We start from the raw sequence: 18,536 nt of genomic DNA, 5'->3' as shown, positions 1-18,536 counted from the left end.
GGTTCTTCGCTTTTGCAAGTCCAAGGCCCAGGTAAAAGATTAAGAGATACTTCCCGGAGAGGTGCATCTCTTATCCCCTATCTTTTAATTCTTATCTTCACTCTGCCGTCCCGCGGCGCAAGGAGGCACCATGAATCGTCATCCCGCCCACATCCTGTTGTTGAAGGCCGCCCGTGCTTTGGAGCTGCTCATCGCCGCCGTGATCCTGCTGGTGATCGTCTGCGGGGCGGTATTTTTGTTCCGGGAGACTGGCCGGACCCTGCTCCTCTCCCCAGAGGCCTTCGCCCTGGGGGATTTCCTCTCCGCCACACTGCTGCTGGTGATGGGAATTGAGTTCGTGAAGATGCTGGCCCTGCACACCGCCGACGCGGTGGTGGACGTGCTGCTGTTCACCATCGTCCGGCAGATGATCGTCAGCCACACCGACGCGGCGGAGACGCTACTGGGCGTGGCAGCGGTGGCGGGCATCTTCGCTGTGAAGAAATATCTTCAGGCCAGGGAGAACGCCGCGTGAAGCCGCACGGACCGGACGGCAAGCCGTCCGGTCCGTTTTTTCCGCTATGCCCTGCGGCCCAGCCGCTCCCGCCTGCGGCGGAGGGCGTCTGCCAGCCGCGCGCCTGCCCAGCCTGCGGCGGCGCCCACCAGAATGCCCCCCAGCACGTCGGTGGGCCAGTGGACGTACAGGTACAGCCGGGAGAAGGCGATACCAGCCGCCAGTACCAGGGCAGGCTTCCACAGAGGGCTGCCGGAGGCCCGGAGGGCGAACACCGCCGCAAAGGACGCCGCCGTGTGCCCCGAGGGAAAGGATGCGTCCGCCGGGGGTGCTGTCAGCAGCTCCACCGCGGTATTCACCAAGAAGGGCCGGATCCGGCCGACCAGGGGTTTCAGAACGATATTGCAGCAGATCAGATCCAGAATCAGCGCAAAGGACAGGGACATCCCTGTCCAGCGGTGCTTCCGCAGAAGCAGCAGCACCGCCGCCAGCAGGATCCAAATCTCTCCGTGGTCGCAGATCCGGCTGATCCACGGCATCACCGCGTCCAGAAAATCGCAGCGCAGATGGGCCTGGAGCCAGTCCAGCACCGCCAGTTCCGCCGCCTGCATCATACTTCCACACTCCTCTCCCGGCGCTTGCGCCGTGTGTGCAGGGAGCATCATACCACATTTTCCCCACAGTGCGCAACGGTTTTGGCATTTTCTTCTATGATCTGCACAAATCTGCGGGATTTTTGGCATTTTTCTGGGAAGGGGCGTTGACATCTCCCCGAGAACGTGATAGGATACCTTCAAAATTGGATCGCTCAGATAGAGGCGCGGCGTTCATCAGTACCGCTCCGGCAAGGCCAGGCAGCCGCCGGACGGGGAAGGGTCCGCCGCCGAAGTGCCGGGACGATGCCTGTCCTTCTGGTGCTGGGCCGTCAGGGAATACCTGCCGGACTGTCACAAACCTTTGTGAAGCGCTATCAATGGCTGTTCGGGATCGTCCCTGCCGGGGGCTTCTTTCCGTATTTTCCATGGACCGCTTGACAAAGCGGTCCATTTTTTCTCCTCTCCGCCGGCGGCAGGCGCGGAGGAGGTCTGTGACCGCCGCGGAATCTTTTTTGAGATGAGAAAGGTGAAGAAACATGAAGAGATTGTTGACCTTGCTGATGGCTCTGGCCATGACAGCGTCCCTGGCCGCCTGCGGCGGCACTGGCAGCTCCGGCGACACTGCAGACTCCGGCAATTCCGGCACCACCGCTGAAGGCGGGGAGACCGCCGGCTCCTCCGGCGTGGAGGACGGCGTGCTGACCATCGCCATGGAGTGCGCCTACGCCCCTTACAACTGGAGCCAGAGCGACGACTCCAACGGCGCTGTGCCCATCTCCAACGTGCCCGGCACCTATGCCAACGGCTACGACGTGATGATCGCCAAGCAGATCTGCGAGGCCAACGGCTGGAAGCTGGAAGTGGTTCAGTCCGACTGGGACTCTCTGGTTCCCGGCGTGCAGACCGGTACCTTTGACGCCGTCATTGCCGGCCAGTCCATGACTGCCGAGCGCAGCGAGCAGGTGGATTTCGCCGGCCCCTACTACTACGCCTCCATCGTCTGTGTGACCAAGACGGACAGCCCCTATGCCAACGCCGCCGGCATCAGCGACCTTTCCGGCGGCACCTGCACCGCGCAGATCGCCACCATCTGGTATGACTCCTGCCTGCCTCAGATCGAGGGCGCCCAGGTCCAGACTGCCGCGGAGACCGCCCCCGCCATGCTGATGGCCCTGGAGACCGACGCCGTGGACTTCATCTGCACCGATATGCCCACCGCTATGGGTGCCGTGGCCGCCTATCCCGACATGAAGATTCTGGACTTCACAGACTCCGACGACAACTTTGAGGTTGACGAGGGCGAGATCAACATCGGCATCTCCGTGATGAAGGGCAACACCGAGCTGAAGGAGGCCATTGACAGCGTGCTCTCCACTATGACGGCGGACGATTTCAACACCCTGATGAACGAGGCCATCGCCATTCAGCCCCTGAGCGAGTAAACACTTTCCAGAATGACCCGCGGCGGGAGGACAGTCTGTCCTCCCGCCTGCTTCCCGCATATCAACTCTTTACCGAAGGGAGTCTGCCTCCATGGAGAAACTGTTCCAGCTGGCATCCGACATTGCCAAGCTCTGGTCGAACTACGGCGTGTCCCACTATCTGCCCGGCATCCGCAATACCTTGATTCTGGCACTGGTGGCCACCGCCATCGGCTGCCTGATCGGATTCGTCTGCGGCATTCTGAACACCATTCCCCACAGCAAGAACGCCCCGCCCGTCAAGCGGTTCTTTCTGGCGCTGATCCGGGCAGTGGTCCGGATCTACGTGGAGATCTTCCGGGGTACCCCCATGGTGCTGCAGGCGGTGTTCCTCTATTACGGCCTGCCCTATTTTACGGACAACGCCGTGCGGTTTGACAGCATCTGGATGGCCGCCATTCTGGTGGTGTCCATCAACACCGGCGCCTACATGGCCGAGTCCGTCCGGGGCGGCATTATCTCCATCGACCCCGGCCAGACCGAGGGCGCCAAGGCCATCGGCATGACCCATGTGCAGACCATGCTGCATGTGATCCTGCCTCAGGCCATCCGGAATATCCTGCCCCAGATCGGCAACAACTTCATCATCAATGTGAAGGATACGTCCGTCATGTTCATCATCGGCTTCCCCGATTTCTTCTCCGCCCACCGGGCGGCGGTGGGCGCCAGCTACCTGTACTTCCCCTCCGCCGTGGTGGAGATGGCCGGGTACCTCACCATGACGCTGATCGCCTCCTTCCTGCTGCGCTGGTTGGAAAAGCGAATGGACGGCAGCAGCGATTACAAGCTGGCACAGACGGACCATCTGACCATGGCCGCCGGCACATACAGCCACCCGGACCGGGGCACTCCCTTCGATGAGCGGAGCAAAGAGTACCGGGATCGGGTCCGTCAGGAATTGCAGCACGGCCGTACGAGAGGAGATCGCTGACAACATGGACGATATGATTTTAGAGATCCGGCATCTGAGCAAGTCCTTCGGCAGCCACGAAGTGCTGCGGGACATCGATTTCACCGTGAAAAAAGGCGATGTCACCAGCATCATTGGTGCCTCCGGCTCCGGCAAGAGCACCCTGCTGCGGTGCATCAACCTGCTGGAGACCCCCACCAGCGGCGAGATCCTCTACCGCGGCCAGAACGTCACCGGTCCCAAGGTCAATGCCCCCCAGTACCGCTCCCATGTGGGCATGGTGTTCCAGTCCTTCAACCTGTTCAACAACATGACCGTGCTGGAAAATTGCATGGTCGGGCAGATCAAGGTACTGAAAAAGGACAAGGAGACCGCCCGGAAGCGGGCCATGGAGTATCTGGAAAAGGTGGGCATGGCGCCTTACATCCAAGCCAAGCCCCGGCAGATCTCCGGCGGCCAGAAGCAGCGGGTGGCCATTGCCCGGGCCCTGGCCATGGAGCCGGAGGTGCTGCTGTTCGACGAACCCACCTCCGCCCTGGACCCGGAGATGGTGGGAGAAGTCCTCTCCGTCATGCAGGACCTGGCCCAGGAGGGCATGACCATGCTGGTGGTGACTCATGAGATGGCCTTTGCCCGGGACGTCAGCAGCCATGTGGTGTACATGAACCAGGGCGTCATCTGCGAGGAGGGCACGCCGGAGCAGGTTTTCGGCAATCCCCAGAAACAGGAGACGCAGGACTTCCTCTCCCGGTTCCGCAAGAATTGAATCCCGTCTTTCCCGTTCCCGGAGGCTGTGCCTCCGGGAACTTTTTTGTCTTTGTTGCGTCCACCACTTGTTCTTGTGGAAAAATCAGTTTAGAATAGCAACATCTTGTGCTTATGGAGGGATCCAGCCATGCACATTCACGGACTTCAGAAACTGGCCATGGTGGACTACCCGGGAAAGCTGGCGGCCACGGTGTTCACCGGTGGCTGCAACCTGCGGTGCCCCTTCTGCCACAACGCATTGCTGGTGACCCGGCTGGCGGAGACGCCGGAGATCCCGGAGCAGGAGGTGCTGGACTTCCTGGCCTCCCGCCGGGGGCTTTTGGACGGGGTGGTCCTCACCGGCGGGGAGCCGCTGCTCCAGCCGGACGCAGCGGATTTTCTGCGGAAGGTGCGGGAACTGGGCTTTGCCGTGAAGCTGGATACCAACGGCTGTGATCCTGCCCGGCTGGCGGAGATCCTGAACCAGGGCCTTGTGGACTATGTGGCCATGGACGTGAAAAACGCTCCGGCGCGGTATGCCGAAACCGTCGGCATACCGGGCTTCAACCCCGCCCCGGTGGAGGAGAGCATCCGTCTGCTGCGGAAAAGCACCGTGGACTATGAGTTCCGCACCACCCTGGTGCGGGAGCTCCACAGGCCGGAGGACCTGGACGCCATCGCCGCCTGGCTGGCAGGGGCGCCCCGGTACTATCTTCAGAACTTTGTGGACTCCGGCAATCTGATCGGCCGGGGATATCACGGCTTTACAGCAGAGCAGCTGCAGGGCTTTGCGGAGCGGGTCCGGCCGTTCTTTGGAGCTGTGGAGCTGCGCGGCATTGACTAGATATGGAAAAATTCAGCGTTTTCACAGAAAATGCATACAAGATATAGTGGCATTTCTAATTGACAAGCCCCCAGGAAGTGGTAGAATGGAAAATACGGGGCGCGTCAGCGCCCATTGACTTGTCAGGAGCAGGGAATTGAATTTATCATAGAGAAAGCAGGGGTTTCATGTATCAGGTCGTCAAGCGGGATGGAAAGATCGCCTCTTTCGACATCTCCAAGATCAGCACCGCCATCACCAAGGCCTTTGAGGCCACCCACATGGAGTACAATCCGGACATCATTGATCTCCTGGCCCTGAGGGTCACGGCGGATTACCAGGATAAGATCCATGACGGCAAGATCACCGTGGAAGACATTCAGGACAGCGTGGAGGACATTCTCAGCAAGGCAGGCTATGCCGACGTGGCCAAGGCCTACATTCTCTACCGCAAGCAGCGGGAGAAGATCCGCAACCTGAACTCCACCATGCTGGACTACAAGGAGCTGGTGGACAACTACCTGCATATCAACGACTGGCGGGTGAAGGAGAACTCCACCGTGACCTACTCCGTGGGCGGCCTGATCCTCTCCAACTCCGGCGCCATCACCGCCAACTACTGGCTCTCTGAAATCTATGACCAGGAGATTGCCGACGCCCACAAGAGCGGCGCCATCCACCTCCACGACCTCTCCATGCTCACCGGCTACTGCGCCGGCTGGAGTTTGAAGCAGCTGATCCAGCAGGGCCTGGGTATCCCGGGCAAGATCAACTCCACCCCGGCCAGCCACCTCTCCACTCTCTGCAACCAGATGGTGAACTTCCTGGGCATCATGCAGAACGAGTGGGCCGGTGCCCAGGCGTTCAGCTCCTTTGACACCTATCTGGCCCCCTTTGTGAAAGTGGACAACCTCTCCCAGAAAGAGGTTAAACAGTGTATCCAGTCCTTTGTGTTCGGCGTGAACACTCCCTCCCGCTGGGGTACCCAGGCGCCGTTCTCCAACATCACCCTGGACTGGACCGTGCCCCGTGACCTGGAGAACCTGCCGGCCATCGTAGGCGGCAAAGAGCAGGATTTCACTTACGGCGACTGCAAGAAGGAAATGGATATGGTGAACAAGGCGTTCATCGAGATCATGACCGAGGGCGACGCCGACGGCCGGGGCTTCCAGTATCCCATCCCCACCTATTCCATCACGCGCGACTTTGACTGGTCCGACACGGAGAACAACCGCCTCCTGTTCGAGATGACCGCCAAGTACGGCACCCCCTATTTCTCCAACTACATCAACTCTGACATGGAGCCTTCTGACGTGCGCAGCATGTGCTGCCGCCTGCGGCTGGATCTGCGGGAGCTGCGGAAGAAGTCCGGCGGCTACTTCGGCTCCGGCGAGTCCACCGGGTCCGTGGGCGTGGTGACTATCAATCTGCCCCGGATCGCCTACCTCTCCCAGACGCCGGAGGAGTTCTATGAGCGGCTGGACCACATGATGGACATCGCCGCCCGGAGCCTGAAGGTGAAGCGCACCGTCATCACCAAGCTGATGGATGCGGGATTGTACCCCTACACCAAATACTACCTGGGCACCTTTGACAACCACTTCTCCACCATCGGCCTCATCGGCATGAACGAGGTGGGCCTGAACGCCAAGTGGCTGCGGAAGGACCTGACCCATCCGGAGACCCAGGCCTTTGCCAAGGACGTGCTGAACCACATGCGGGAGCGGCTGATGGACTATCAGGAGCAGTACGGCGACCTCTACAACCTGGAGGCCACCCCCGCCGAGTCCACCACCTACCGGCTGGCCAAGCATGACGTGGCACTGTATCCCGATATCATCACCGCTGCCAAGAACCCCGGTGACACGCCTTATTACACCAACTCCTCCCACCTGCCGGTGGGCTACACCAACGACATCTTCGAGGCCCTGGCCATCCAGGATGACCTGCAGACCCTGTACACCTCCGGCACTGTGTTCCACGCCTTTTTGGGTGAGAAGCTGCCGGACTGGAAGGCGGCTGCCAATTTGGTGCGGAAGATCGCGGAGAATTTCAAGCTCCCCTACTACACCATGTCCCCCACCTACTCCATCTGTCCGGACCACGGCTATCTCTCGGGCGAGCACTTTACCTGCCCCAAGTGTGGGAAGACCTGCGAGGTGTGGAGCCGCATCACCGGCTATTACCGCCCTGTCCAGAACTGGAACGACGGCAAGGTCCAGGAGTTCAAGGACCGGCAGGAGTACCAGGTGGAAAACTCCCGGCTGGAGGGCCGCCGCCTCTGCGACCGGGATGCTGCGACGGAGCCCGCAGCCGGCACCGCGCCCAGCACACCGGCGGAGCGGGGCGAGGACGGCCTGTTCCTCTTCACCACCAAGACCTGCCCCAACTGCAGCATCGCCAAGCGGGAGCTGGAGAAGGCGGGCATCGCCTATCAGGTGATGGACGTGAACGAGCATCGGGAGCTGGTGGCCCGGTACGGTATCCAGCAGGCCCCCACCCTGATCGTCCGCCACGGAGAGCAGGTGGAGAAGCTGGTGAACGCCTCCACCATCAAAAAATTCGCCACTTCGCAGAGCGTGTAAACAACGAAAAAGGAGGGACTCTCGTCCCTCCTTTTCCGAGCTCCAAAATGCCGTCTCTGCGGAGCAGCACCCGCGGTACAGCGGTTACTATGCGGGGGGCTGCGAAGTCTCCCTTATCTTCTGTCAGTCATCAGAGAGGAACATCTATGGACCAGTATTTCGACATCATTATCGTGGGCGGCGGCCCGGCCGGGCTCACCGCCGCCGTCTACGCCCGCCGGGCAGGAAAGTCCGTTCTGCTGCTGGAGCGGGAGAGCTTCGGCGGGCAGATCGCCTCCTCCCCCAAGGTGGAAAACTTTCCGGGCCTGCCCGCCGTGTCCGGCGCTGAACTGGCGGAGCGGCTGTACAGCCAGGCCGAGGCCCTGGAGACCCGAATCGAACTGGAGGAGGCGCTGGAGATCCAGAGCGGCACGCCCAGCCGGGTGGTCACCGACTACGGTGCCTATACCGCCGGGGCGGTAATCCTGGCCGCCGGGATGCGGCGCCGGACCCTGGGCCTTGCGGGCGAGGATCGTCTGGCCGGCATCTCCTTCTGCGCTGTGTGCGACGGAGCCTTTTACGCCGGACAGGATGTGGCAGTGGCCGGAGGCGGCAGCACCGCCCTGCAGGATGCGCTGTATCTGGCAGACATCTGCCGCCATGTGACGGTGATCCACCGGCGGTCGGACTTCCGGGCGGATCCCATTCTGGTGGAGCGGGCGGAGAAGACCGCCAACCTCACGCTGCTGCGGTCCACCGTGGTGGAGGCCCTGGAGGGATCGGAACGCCTCACCGGCCTGACCCTGCGGAACACCGCTGTGGGAGAAGTCTCCCACCTGCCGGTCTCTGCGCTGTTCCAGGCGGTGGGTCTGCTGCCAGAGAGCCGGCTGGCCCGGTCTCTGGGGGTGCCGGTGGACGAAGCGGGCTTTATCGCCGCCGGGGAGGACTGCCTGACGCCGATTCCCGGCATCTTTGCGGCAGGGGATCTCCGCGCCAAGGAGGTCCGCCAGCTGACCACCGCCTGCGCGGACGGCGCTGTGGCGGCCCTGGCGGCCTGCCGCTTCTGTGTTTGACGCCGGGCCACCTTCTCAAGAATCCGTACAGGCCGCTGGGCGTTCCCGGCGGCCTGTGCTGTTCTCTTCACTCCTCCAGAAGAGGGGGAGATTTTTCGGTCTGGGCGGGATCGCAAGAAACCGTTCACCCAATGGAAAGGCGGCCGCCGGTTTTTCGGCGGCCGCCTGGCGTTTATTTGATGGCAAAGGTGACGGAGACGGTGACCTGCTGTTCTCCCAGCAACCCGCCCTGCGCCACGCAGTAGGTCCCGGCGGGCAGGACGCCGCCCCAGTCCAGCTCTCCCCAGCTGAGGGTAAGCTTCCGGCTCTCTCCCGGGGCCAGCTCATAGGCAATGGCGATGGTGTCCATTTCCTTGTTCATCTGATACCAGCCGCCGTTCACCTGCCGATAGAGACCGTAGTCCGCCCCATAGGAGAAGGTCTCCTCCGCCGCATTTTGCAGTACCACAACCGCGCCGGTGGTAGTGCATTGCTGCAGCTCCATCGTCAGCCCCTCCGGCGCCGCAGACAAGGCAGCCGCGGGCATCCCGCCCAGGAACAGCCGCTGGGTCAGAACGGTCAGCTCCTCCCAGGAGACGTTCTCCGCCGCCTGCAACTCCGTGGCGCTGCCGGAGAACCACAGGCCGTTCCGCACGGCCCATTGGACAGCCTCCCGACTCCAGGTTGGGATGGTATCCACGTCCCGGTATCCGGCCAGATCCCGGTCGCTCCCCTTCTCCAGCGGCAGGTCCGTGGTCTTGGCATAGCGGTACAGCATCACCGTCGCCTGCTGGCGGGTCACCGGTGCCGCAGGACGGAAGGCACCGCCTGCATAGCCCCCTGCGATGCCGCTGGCCTTAGCCCAACAGAGCGCCTCGAAATACGGAGACCAGGAGCCCACATCCCGGAAGGGTGCGGAGCTGCCCTCGCTGACCACAGGAGCGCCGCCGTGGGCCACATGGGCGTCATACAGGGCGTCTGCAAAGGCCCCGCGGCTCACCGCGTCCGGCGGTGTGCTTCCAGTCCCGCTGGCGGCACCGCACAGCAGCAGGCAGGCGCACAGGCACAATATCCAACCTCTCCAGATCCGACGTCTCATTCGGCGTCACGCTCCCCTTCTTTGTTTTTCCTGACTCCATGCGCCGTGCGGGCCATGAGAACAGGCAAGCCGGTTGGCGCATGAGGGTTTTCCGCATACAGACCCACAGCTCGCGCGCAGGACTTTCAAACCGCACATGGTCCTTCTACCATAGGTCTTTATAGGAATTAGACGATTTTTCCATAGGTTTTGTTTCATCTCCGGCAGAATTTTTTACCGTCGGCGAGCATCACAGGCCGTTGACGATGTTGTCCGGCCGCTCTCCCGCAGCCAAATGCTCCACATTTCGCCACATGTGGGCATGGGCCCGACGGAAGGATGCCTCTGTAATGCCGCCCAGGTGGGGTGCCAGGACCACTTTCCGCTGGACCTCCGGCGGCAGCGCCGTCAGGGGGTGCCCCGCCGGCACCGGCTCCGGGGACAGCGTGTCCAGCCCCGCTCCGGCGATTCGCCCCTCCAGCAGGGCCTGCCGCAGGGCCTCGTTGTCCACAAGGTCTCCCCGGGCGGTGTTGATGAGGTACGCTGTGGGTTTCATCCGCCGCAGCAGAGCGGCATCCACCAGATTCCGGGTCTCCTCCGTGACAGCGCAGTGGAGGCTGACGATGTCGCTCTTCTCCGCCAGCTCCTCCAACGGCAGGTAGGTGACGTGGTATTTTTTCTCCTCTTCCGGCAAGCGGCGGCGCTTGGTGTAGTAGTACAGCTCGCAGCCGAAGGGGACCAGCCGCTCCGCCGCGGCTCGCGCAATGTCTCCAAATCCCACCAGGCCCACCTTGCAGGCAGAGAGCTCCGTGATCCCCTCCACCATGCACCGCTCTTTCATCTCCATCTGCCGTCCCGCCCGGACGGCCTCGTCCCCCTCCAGGGCATGGCGCAGGAGCATCAGTATCAGCAGGACCGTCTGCTCCGCCACGGCCCCGGCGTTGCAGCCCTTGTTGTTGCAGACGTAAATGCCCCGCTCCCGGGCGGCGGAGAGGTCAATGCGGTCAAACGCCACCCCCTCCGAGTGAATCAGCCGCAGGCAGGGCATGTGTTCCATCAGAGCAGCGGACACCACCGTGATGGCATCCACGAACAGCACCTCCGCATCAGCGCCGGCGGCCAGAATCTCTGCCTCCGTGCTGTCCTTGTCCAGAAATACCAGCTCCTGCTGCTGGATGAAGGGCATCGCGGGCTGATAGGCCCGGTAACGGGCCTCCGCACCCAGGATCACAATCTTCACGGATAACGCCTCCCTCTTTCGTTCAACTCCATTATAACATCCCCCCGGCGGTTGTCCACGGTGAAAACCCACGAAATCCGGCCGTACAAACGCCTCCGGCCCGTGCGTCCTGCCGTCAACAGCAGACTGGATATGCCGGGGCAAAAAAGGAGGGCGGAATCTGTCAAATCTGCCAGTTGCGGCGCCGGAGAAAATCCGGTACAATAGGTATGACTTTTATGGTATTACCTATTTTGAAATCAGAAAGAGGTGTGACTATGAGCGGTCAGCCGGCCCAGACCAAGACCATCCGCTCTCAGCTGCTTGCCGACATGAAGGACGGTGCCTACGCCAGCTGCGAGCGCCTGCCCCGGGAGAGTATCCTGGCAGAGAAGCTGGGGATCAGCCGCACGCAGCTGCGGGACATTCTGGCCTCTCTGGAGCGGGAGGGCTTCATCACCCGCCGCCACGGAGTTGGCACCATCATCAACCGCCATGTGCTGAACGTCCAGACCCGCATGGACATTGAGGTAGAGTTCCTGGACATGATCCGCCAGAGCGGACATGAGCCGGCGGTGGCCTTTGTCCGGGTTTCCGATGGGACTGCCGATGCCCAGGTGGCCGCTCAGCTCCGCATTCCGGAGGACACCCCCATCATCCGCATCGCCCGGCTGTGCACCGCGGATGGCCGGCCCGCCATCTACTGCGAGGACGTGGTGGAAAAGGCCCTGGCCAAGGGGGATTACACCATCCAGGACTTCAAGCTCCCCATCTTCCACTTCCTCCAGCGGTTCTGCGGCATCTATCCCTATCTGGATCTGACAGACGTGCGGCCCGCCGCGGCGGATGCCGCCCTGGCGGAGATCTTCCAGGTGCCCATGGGCACGCCGCTGCTGAACATGGAAGAGGTGGACTATGACATCGACGGACGCCCCGTGTTCTGCTCCAGCGAGTATTTTGTGGACGGCATCTTCCGCCACACCGTCATGCGGAAAAAACTCTGAGCCGCAGAAAGGAGCGCTTGCGATGAAAAAAGTTGCCGTCATCATGGGCAGCGACAGTGACTGGCCCGTGGTCAAAGGGGCCTGTACCCAGCTGGACGCCCTGGACATCCCCTATGAGGCCCATATCCTCAGCGCCCACCGGACGCCGACCCAGGCGGCTGAGTTCGCCAAGTCCGCCCGGGAGCGGGGATTCGGCGTGGTCATCTGCGCCGCCGGCATGGCTGCCCATCTGGCGGGGGCCTTTGCCGCCAACACCACCCTGCCTGTCATCGGCATTCCCATGAAGGGGGGCGTCCTGGATGGACTGGATGCCCTGCTGGCCACAGTCCAGATGCCCGGCGGCATCCCGGTGGCTACGGTAGCACTGAACGGCGCGAAAAATGCTGCTGTGCTGGCCGCCCAGATCCTGGCGGTGGAGGACGAGGCCCTGACCCGGCGCCTGGAAGCGGAGCGGCGGAAGATGGCGGAGCAGATCGCCGAGAAGGACGCCAAGCTCCAGGAGGAACTCCTGAAATCGTGAGAAATCGGAAATGAGGAATCGGAAAGTCTTGAGTCCGTCCTGACCGGACGGCTCAAAGTTCCGTATCCGCGCCATCCCGCGGCCGGATTTCTGATTTCTCATTTCTATTTTCTCTTTCCCTTCCGTTTTTCTAATGGTTTATCAATTGCCTATTCAAATATCTAATCTCTCAACAGAAAGAAAGGACGAACGCACCATGCAGAAGCTGGAACAGCTCTATGAGGGAAAGGCCAAGAAGGTCTTCCGCACCGACGACCCGGAACTTTACATCGTGGACTACAAGGACGACGCCACCGCCTTCAACGGCCTGAAGAAGGGCACCATTGCGGGCAAGGGCGTCATCAACAACCAGATGACCAACCATCTGATGCGGCGGATCGAAAAGGCCGGCATTCCCACCCACTTCGTTCAGGAGCTGAGTGAGCGGGAGACCCTGGTGAAGAAGGTCTCCATCGTGCCGCTGGAGGTTATCATCCGCAACCTCTCTGCCGGGTCCTTCGCCAAGCGGTACGGTGTGGAGGAGGGCATCGTATTCGACGCTCCCACCATCGAGTTCTCCTACAAGAACGACGAACTGGGAGATCCCCTGCTGAACAGCTATCACGCCCTGGCGCTGAAGCTGGCCACAGCGGAGGAGATCGAGACCATCAAGAAGTACGCCTTTGCCGTCAACGACATTCTCAAGGCCTTCTGGGCAGAGTGCGGCGTCACGCTGGTGGACTTCAAGCTGGAGTTCGGCAGACTGACCGGCGGCACGATCGTTCTGGCGGACGAGATCAGCCCCGACACCTGCCGCCTCTGGGACGAAAAGACCCATGAGAAGCTGGACAAGGACCGCTTCCGCCGGGACCTGGGCGGCGTGGAGGGCGCCTATGCCGAGGTCATGCAGAGACTGCTTGCCCATGATGCCGACTGAGCTGAGCGCCGTGCTCCCGGCCCGCCACATCCAAGAGGAGTGCGGCGTGTTCGGCGTGTACGCGCCGGAGACGACGGATGTGGCCCCCCTGGCCTATTACGCCCTGTACGCCCTCCAGCACCGGGGCCAAGAGAGCGCCGGCATCGCGGTGAACGATGATGGCGTGTTCACCGCGTACCGGGATGTGGGGCTGGTGAACGAGGTGTTTCCGGCGGAGCGGCTCCGCTCCCTGGGCACGGGCACCATCGCCGTAGGCCACGTGCGCTACGGCACCACCGGGTCCGACAACAAGCGGAACGTCCAGCCCATCCTGGTGAACCACTACAAGGGCCGCATGGCCCTGGCCCACAACGGCAACCTCACCAACTCCCACGCATTGCGCCAGGAGCTGGAGAGCCAGGGCTCCATCTTCCAGACCACCACGGACTCCGAGGTCATCGCCTACATCATCGTCCAGGAGCGTTTGCGCGCCCCCTCCATCGAGGAGGCGGTCTCCGCCGCCATGGACCGGATCGAGGGGGCCTACTCCCTGGTGATCTCCTCCCCCACCAAGCTCATCGCCGTCCGGGACCCCCACGGCTTCCGGCCGCTGTGCATGGGCCGACTTCGGGACGGGGGCGTGGTGTTCGCCTCCGAGTCCTGCGCCCTGGACGCCATCGGCGCCCGGTTCGAGCGGGACATCCTGCCCGGGGAGATCGTGGTGGCGGACAAGTCCGGCGTCAAGTCCGACACCCGCCACTGCGGCAAGGCCCCCAAGCGGCTCTGCGTGTTCGAGTTCATCTACTTCGCCCGGCCGGACTCCGTCATCGACGGGTCCAGCGTCCACGTGGCACGGCAGCGGGCCGGGGCCTTCCTGGCCCTGGAGCACCCGGTCCAGGCGGACATCGTCATCGGCGTGCCGGACTCCGGCCTGGACGCCGCCCTGGGCTACGCCCGGCAGAGCGGTATCCCCTACGGCATGGGGTTCATCAAGAACAAGTACATCGGCCGCACCTTCATCTCCCCCACTCAGGCCATGCGGGAAAACGAGGTCAATATCAAGCTGAACCCCATCCGCTCCGTGGTGGAGGGCAAGCGGGTGGTGCTGATCGACGACTCCATCGTCCGGGGCACCACCTGCCGCCGGACCATCGACCTGCTGCGGAAAGCCGGGGCGAAGGAGATCCACATGCGGGTCAGCGCGCCGCCCTTTGTGGCCGCCTGCTACTACGGTACGGACATCGATGACCCCAGCAAGCTCATCGCCAACAACCACTCGGTGGAGGAGATCGCAAAGATCATCGGTGTGGATTCCCTGGGGTATCTGAGCCTGCAGGACGTGGTGAAGCTGGCGGACAATACCCAGTGCGGCTTCTGCACCGCCTGCTTCGGCGGGGGCTACCCCACCGCCGTGCCCCAGGACGGCGGCAAAGACCGATTCGAGTGCAAGATCAGTGAGAGGGAGAGGACCTGATATGGAGAGTTATTCGGAGAGCTACCGGAAGTCCGGCGTGGACATCACCGCAGGCTACGCCGGTGTGAAGCTGATGGCCCCCCACGTGGCCCGGACCAGGATCCCCGGGGTAGTGTCCGGCATTGGAGGCTTTGGCGGGTTGTTCGCCCCGGACCTGACCGGCATACGTGAGCCGGTGCTGGTGTCCGGCACCGATGGGGTGGGCACCAAAATCCGCATCGCCCAGCTGCTGGACCGGCACGACACCGTGGGCGTGGACTGCGTGGCCATGTGCGTCAACGACATCATCTGCTGCGGGGCAAAGCCCCTGTTCTTTCTGGACTACATCGCCATCGGCAAGAATGTGCCGGAGAAGGTGGCCGCCATTGTCTCCGGCGTGGCAGAGGGCTGCGTCCAGGCGGGCTGCGCCCTCATCGGCGGCGAGACTGCCGAGCACCCCGGCATCATGGCGCCGGAGGAATACGACCTGGCGGGCTTTTCCGTGGGCATCGTGGACAAGGGCGATATCATCGACCCGGACCGGGTCCGCTCCGGGGACGTGGTGCTGGCCCTGCCCTCCTCCGGCCTCCACTCCAACGGATTCTCCCTGGTGCGGAAGGTCTTTCACGTGGAGCATGCCAATCTGACGGTCTACTGTGAAGATCTGGGGGAGAGCCTGGGCGAGGCCCTGCTGACCCCCACCCGCATCTATGTGAAGCCGGTGCTGGCCGCCATCGACGCGGCAGAGGTCCACGGCATCAGCCACATCACCGGCGGGGGCTTTTATGAGAACATCCCCCGGTGCCTGCCGGATGGGATGACGGTGAAAATTGAGAAGGCTGCCGTCCGGACGCCACCCATCTTCAAAATGCTCCGGGAGACCGGCCACATCCCGGAGCGGGACATGTTCAACACCTTCAACATGGGGGTCGGCATGGCGGTGATCGTCTCCCGGGACACGGCGGACCAGGCCCTCTCCGCCCTGGCCCAGCACGGCTGCCCCGGCTATGTGATAGGTGAGGTGATCTCCGGAGAGGAACGGGTGATCCTATGCTGAACAAGGCCCGTATCGCTGTGCTGGTCTCCGGCGGCGGCACCAACCTGGAGGCGCTGCTGAACGCTCAGGAAGCAGGCGCCCTGCCCCACGTGGAGATCGTGCTGGTCCTCTCCAGCAATCCCGAAGCCTACGCTCTGGAGCGGGCAAAACGCCGCGGCGTGCCTGCCATTCCCCTGTCCCGGAAGCAGCTGGGGCAGGAGCCGTTTGAGGCGGCGCTGATGGAGGCGCTGACGCAGTACCGGGTGGATCTGGTCGTGCTGGCCGGGTTCCTGTCCATCCTGTCCGCGGACTTCGTCCGTCGCTGGCCGGACCGGATCGTCAACGTCCATCCCTCCCTGATCCCCGCCTTCTGTGGGAAGGGGTATTACGGGCTGAAGGTCCATGAGGCAGCCCTCCGCCGTGGCGTCAGGGTCACCGGCGCTACCGTCCATCTGGTGAACGAGATCCCGGACGGGGGGCGCATCCTGCTGCAGAAAGCGGTGGACATTCTGCCCGGCGACACGCCGGAAACCTTGCAGCGCCGGGTCATGGAACAGGCGGAGTGGGTGCTGCTGCCCCAGGCCGCAGAACAGCTGGCCGCCCACATCGCCACGGAAAAGGAGGAGCATCTGTGAAACAGGATTTATGTGCCCTGCTGCGGGGCAATCCCTATCCCGGCCGTGGGATCGTGCTGGGCATGACGCCGGACGGCAAGTCGTCCGTGGCCGTCTATTTCATCATGGGCCGCAGCGCCAACAGCCGCAACCGCGTCTTCGCGGAGGAGCCGGACGGCATCCGTACCCAGGCGGCGGACCCCGCCAGGATGGAGGACCCCAGCCTCATCATCTACCACCCGGTACGGCAGATGGGCCGGGGACTCATCGTCACCAACGGGGACCAGACGGACACCATCCTGGAGTTTTTAAAGCAGGGCCTTCCCATGGAGCAGGCCCTCCGCACGCGGGAATTCGAGCCGGACGGTCCCAACTGGACCCCGCGGATTTCCGGGCTGCTGGGGCCCAACGGCAGTTACAAGCTGTCCATCCTGAAAGCCGCCGACGGGACCGGCAGACGCTGCCTGCGGCAGACCTTCGAGTATCCCGGCCAGCCGGGGACCGGCCACTTCCTCCACACCTACGCCGGAGACGGCGATCCCCTGCCCTCCTTTGCCGGAGAGCCGGAGCAGGTGGCCGTGGAAGGGGACATTGACAGCCTCGCCAGCGCCGTTTGGGACGCTCTGGACGAGGCCAACAGGATCTCCCTCTTCGTCCGCTTCACAGACCTGGAGACCCGGGACTTCCAGCAGCGCATCGTCAACAAGTATTCCGGAAAGGAGACCCAGGCATGAACGAACTGGAACTGAAATACGGCTGTAATCCCAACCAGAAGCCCGCCCGCATCTTCATGCGGGACGGGTCCGACCTGCCCCTCACGGTGCTGAACGGCAAGCCGGGATACATCAACTTTCTGGACGCGCTGAACGCCTGGCAGCTGGTGCGGGAACTGAAAGAAGCCACCGGCCTGCCCGCCGCCGCGTCCTTCAAGCACGTGTCCCCCGCCGGGGCCGCCGTGGGCAACCCCCTCAGGGATGTGGAGCGGCAGATGTACTTTGTGGAGGAGGGCGCAGACCTTTCCCCCATCGCCTGTGCCTACATCCGGGCCCGGGGTGCGGACCGGCTGTGCTCCTACGGGGACTGGGCGGCCCTCTCCGACGTGTGCGACGCCGCCACCGCCCGGTATCTGAAATATGAGGTGTCCGACGGCATCATCGCCCCCGGCTACACCGACGAAGCCCTGGAGATATTGAAAACCAAGAAGAAGGGCAATTACAACGTCGTGCAGATCGACCCGGACTACGTCCCCGCCCCCCAGGAGTACAAGGACGCGTTCGGCGTCACCTTCCAACAGGGGCGGAACAACTTTGAGATCAATGAGGCGCTCCTCACCAACCTTGTCACGGAGAACAAGGACCTGCCGGAAGCGGCCAAGCGGGACATGATCGTGGCCCTCATCACCCTGAAATACACCCAGTCCAACTCCGTCTGCTACGTGAAGGACGGACAGGCCATCGGCGTGGGAGCGGGCCAGCAGAGCCGCATCCACTGCACCCGCCTGGCGGGCACCAAGGCGGACACCTGGTGGCTCCGCCACCATCCCAAGGTGCTGGGCCTGCAATTCGTGGAGAACATTCGCCGCCCGGACCGGGATAACGCCATCGATGTATATCTCTCCGACGAGTATGAGGACGTGCTGGCGGAGGGCATCTGGCAGAAGACCTTCGCCGTGCGCCCCGATCCTCTGACGGCGGAGGAGAAAAAAACCTGGATCACAGCCCTCACCGGCGTCACATGCGGCTCCGACGCCTTCTTCCCCTTTGGCGATAATGTGGAGCGGGCGAGAAAATCCGGCGTCCAGTACATTGTTGAGCCCGGCGGTTCCATCCGGGATGACCATGTCATTGAAACAGCCAACAAATACGGCATGGTGATGGCGTTTACAGGGATGCGGCTGTTCCACCACTGAGCGTCTTTGAAGAGAAGCGGGCCTGTCCGGCATCCTGCCGCCGGGTCTGCCGAGTCTGGGCCCGGATAGGGGCAATGAAGTTTCCTTTTCTGATTTGCGATGGCAAATCAACCGGGAAAGCCTGTCCGGTTTTCCCCGGTCT

Annotated in this window: 18 protein-coding genes and 1 riboswitch; of the genes, 15 read left to right on the top strand and 3 right to left on the bottom strand. The window is 62.8% G+C overall.

Annotated features, from left to right (window positions below):
• The first annotated feature begins 130 nt into the window (after positions 1-130).
• Entirely contained in the window at positions 131-514 is a 384-nt protein-coding gene (locus tag DN611_RS03820; protein WP_021749332.1) for a hypothetical protein, read from the top strand.
• A gap of 44 nt (positions 515-558) precedes the next feature.
• Here DN611_RS03820 and DN611_RS03815 read toward each other — a convergent pair whose 3' ends face one another.
• A complete protein-coding gene (locus DN611_RS03815) occupies positions 559-1,107 on the bottom strand; it encodes a phosphatase PAP2 family protein (RefSeq protein WP_309452633.1) in 549 nt (182 codons plus the stop codon).
• 191 nt (positions 1,108-1,298) lie between these two features.
• A riboswitch (Lysine riboswitch) is annotated at positions 1,299-1,471 on the top strand.
• 154 nt (positions 1,472-1,625) lie between these two features.
• On the opposite strand from DN611_RS03815, the gene DN611_RS03810 reads away from it, so the two are divergent.
• From DN611_RS03810 to DN611_RS03785, 6 genes are all read left to right on the top strand, one after another.
• Positions 1,626-2,531 (top strand): transporter substrate-binding domain-containing protein, encoded by a 906-nt coding sequence (locus tag DN611_RS03810; RefSeq protein ID WP_119310686.1) that lies wholly within the window; start codon positions 1,626-1,628, stop codon positions 2,529-2,531.
• 91 nt (positions 2,532-2,622) lie between these two features.
• Complete coding sequence (locus DN611_RS03805) at positions 2,623-3,501, top strand: amino acid ABC transporter permease (RefSeq protein WP_119310685.1); 879 nt, start codon at positions 2,623-2,625, stop codon at positions 3,499-3,501.
• A 4-nt stretch (positions 3,502-3,505) separates the two neighbouring features.
• Positions 3,506-4,246, top strand: coding sequence for an amino acid ABC transporter ATP-binding protein (locus tag DN611_RS03800; protein WP_021749337.1), 741 nt, complete (start codon positions 3,506-3,508; stop codon positions 4,244-4,246).
• A 129-nt stretch (positions 4,247-4,375) separates the two neighbouring features.
• Positions 4,376-5,071 (top strand): anaerobic ribonucleoside-triphosphate reductase activating protein, encoded by a 696-nt coding sequence (locus DN611_RS03795; protein ID WP_021749338.1) that lies wholly within the window; start codon positions 4,376-4,378, stop codon positions 5,069-5,071.
• A gap of 167 nt (positions 5,072-5,238) precedes the next feature.
• The gene (locus tag DN611_RS03790) at positions 5,239-7,635 is read left to right on the top strand and encodes a ribonucleoside triphosphate reductase (RefSeq protein ID WP_021749339.1); all 2,397 of its coding nucleotides are present in this window, start codon (positions 5,239-5,241) and stop codon (positions 7,633-7,635) included.
• Positions 7,636-7,781: 146 nt separating this feature from the next.
• On the top strand, positions 7,782-8,687 hold the full coding sequence (locus tag DN611_RS03785; protein WP_119310684.1) for an NAD(P)/FAD-dependent oxidoreductase: 906 nt from the start codon (positions 7,782-7,784) through the stop codon (positions 8,685-8,687).
• Positions 8,688-8,859: 172 nt separating this feature from the next.
• Here DN611_RS03785 and DN611_RS03780 read toward each other — a convergent pair whose 3' ends face one another.
• Entirely contained in the window at positions 8,860-9,765 is a 906-nt protein-coding gene (locus DN611_RS03780; RefSeq protein WP_119310683.1) for an S-layer homology domain-containing protein, read from the bottom strand.
• 229 nt (positions 9,766-9,994) lie between these two features.
• On the bottom strand, positions 9,995-10,984 hold the full coding sequence (locus DN611_RS03775) for a 2-hydroxyacid dehydrogenase (protein WP_119310682.1): 990 nt from the start codon (positions 10,982-10,984) through the stop codon (positions 9,995-9,997).
• A 257-nt stretch (positions 10,985-11,241) separates the two neighbouring features.
• On the opposite strand from DN611_RS03775, the gene DN611_RS03770 reads away from it, so the two are divergent.
• From DN611_RS03770 to DN611_RS03735, 8 genes are all read left to right on the top strand, one after another.
• Positions 11,242-11,967, top strand: coding sequence for a GntR family transcriptional regulator (locus DN611_RS03770; protein ID WP_119310681.1), 726 nt, complete (start codon positions 11,242-11,244; stop codon positions 11,965-11,967).
• A gap of 22 nt (positions 11,968-11,989) precedes the next feature.
• Positions 11,990-12,487, top strand: a complete 498-nt coding sequence (gene purE, locus DN611_RS03765) for a 5-(carboxyamino)imidazole ribonucleotide mutase (protein WP_021749346.1) — start codon at positions 11,990-11,992, stop codon at positions 12,485-12,487.
• Between the two features lie 196 nt (positions 12,488-12,683).
• Entirely contained in the window at positions 12,684-13,403 is a 720-nt protein-coding gene (gene purC / locus DN611_RS03760) for a phosphoribosylaminoimidazolesuccinocarboxamide synthase (RefSeq protein ID WP_036630378.1), read from the top strand.
• Entirely contained in the window at positions 13,393-14,856 is a 1,464-nt protein-coding gene (gene purF / locus DN611_RS03755) for an amidophosphoribosyltransferase (protein WP_119311884.1), read from the top strand. Before purC ends, purF begins: the two co-directional genes overlap by 11 nt.
• Position 14,857: 1 nt before the next feature.
• Positions 14,858-15,892: a phosphoribosylformylglycinamidine cyclo-ligase gene (gene purM, locus DN611_RS03750; RefSeq protein ID WP_119310680.1), complete on the top strand. Its 1,035-nt coding sequence runs from the start codon at positions 14,858-14,860 to the stop codon at positions 15,890-15,892.
• Complete coding sequence (purN, locus tag DN611_RS03745; RefSeq protein ID WP_119310679.1) at positions 15,886-16,506, top strand: phosphoribosylglycinamide formyltransferase; 621 nt, start codon at positions 15,886-15,888, stop codon at positions 16,504-16,506. The genes purM and purN overlap by 7 nt, the downstream gene beginning before the upstream one ends.
• Positions 16,503-17,219, top strand: coding sequence for an IMP cyclohydrolase (locus DN611_RS03740; RefSeq protein ID WP_025544891.1), 717 nt, complete (start codon positions 16,503-16,505; stop codon positions 17,217-17,219). Before purN ends, DN611_RS03740 begins: the two co-directional genes overlap by 4 nt.
• Entirely contained in the window at positions 17,216-18,394 is a 1,179-nt protein-coding gene (locus DN611_RS03735) for a phosphoribosylaminoimidazolecarboxamide formyltransferase (protein WP_119310678.1), read from the top strand. The genes DN611_RS03740 and DN611_RS03735 overlap by 4 nt, the downstream gene beginning before the upstream one ends.
• Positions 18,395-18,536: the final 142 nt, after the last annotated feature.

The sequence above is a fragment of the Oscillibacter sp. PEA192 genome (assembly GCF_003574015.1).
GTDB classification, from domain to species: domain Bacteria; phylum Bacillota; class Clostridia; order Oscillospirales; family Oscillospiraceae; genus Oscillibacter; species Oscillibacter welbionis.
This window is presented reverse-complemented; position numbering and strand designations above follow the sequence as displayed.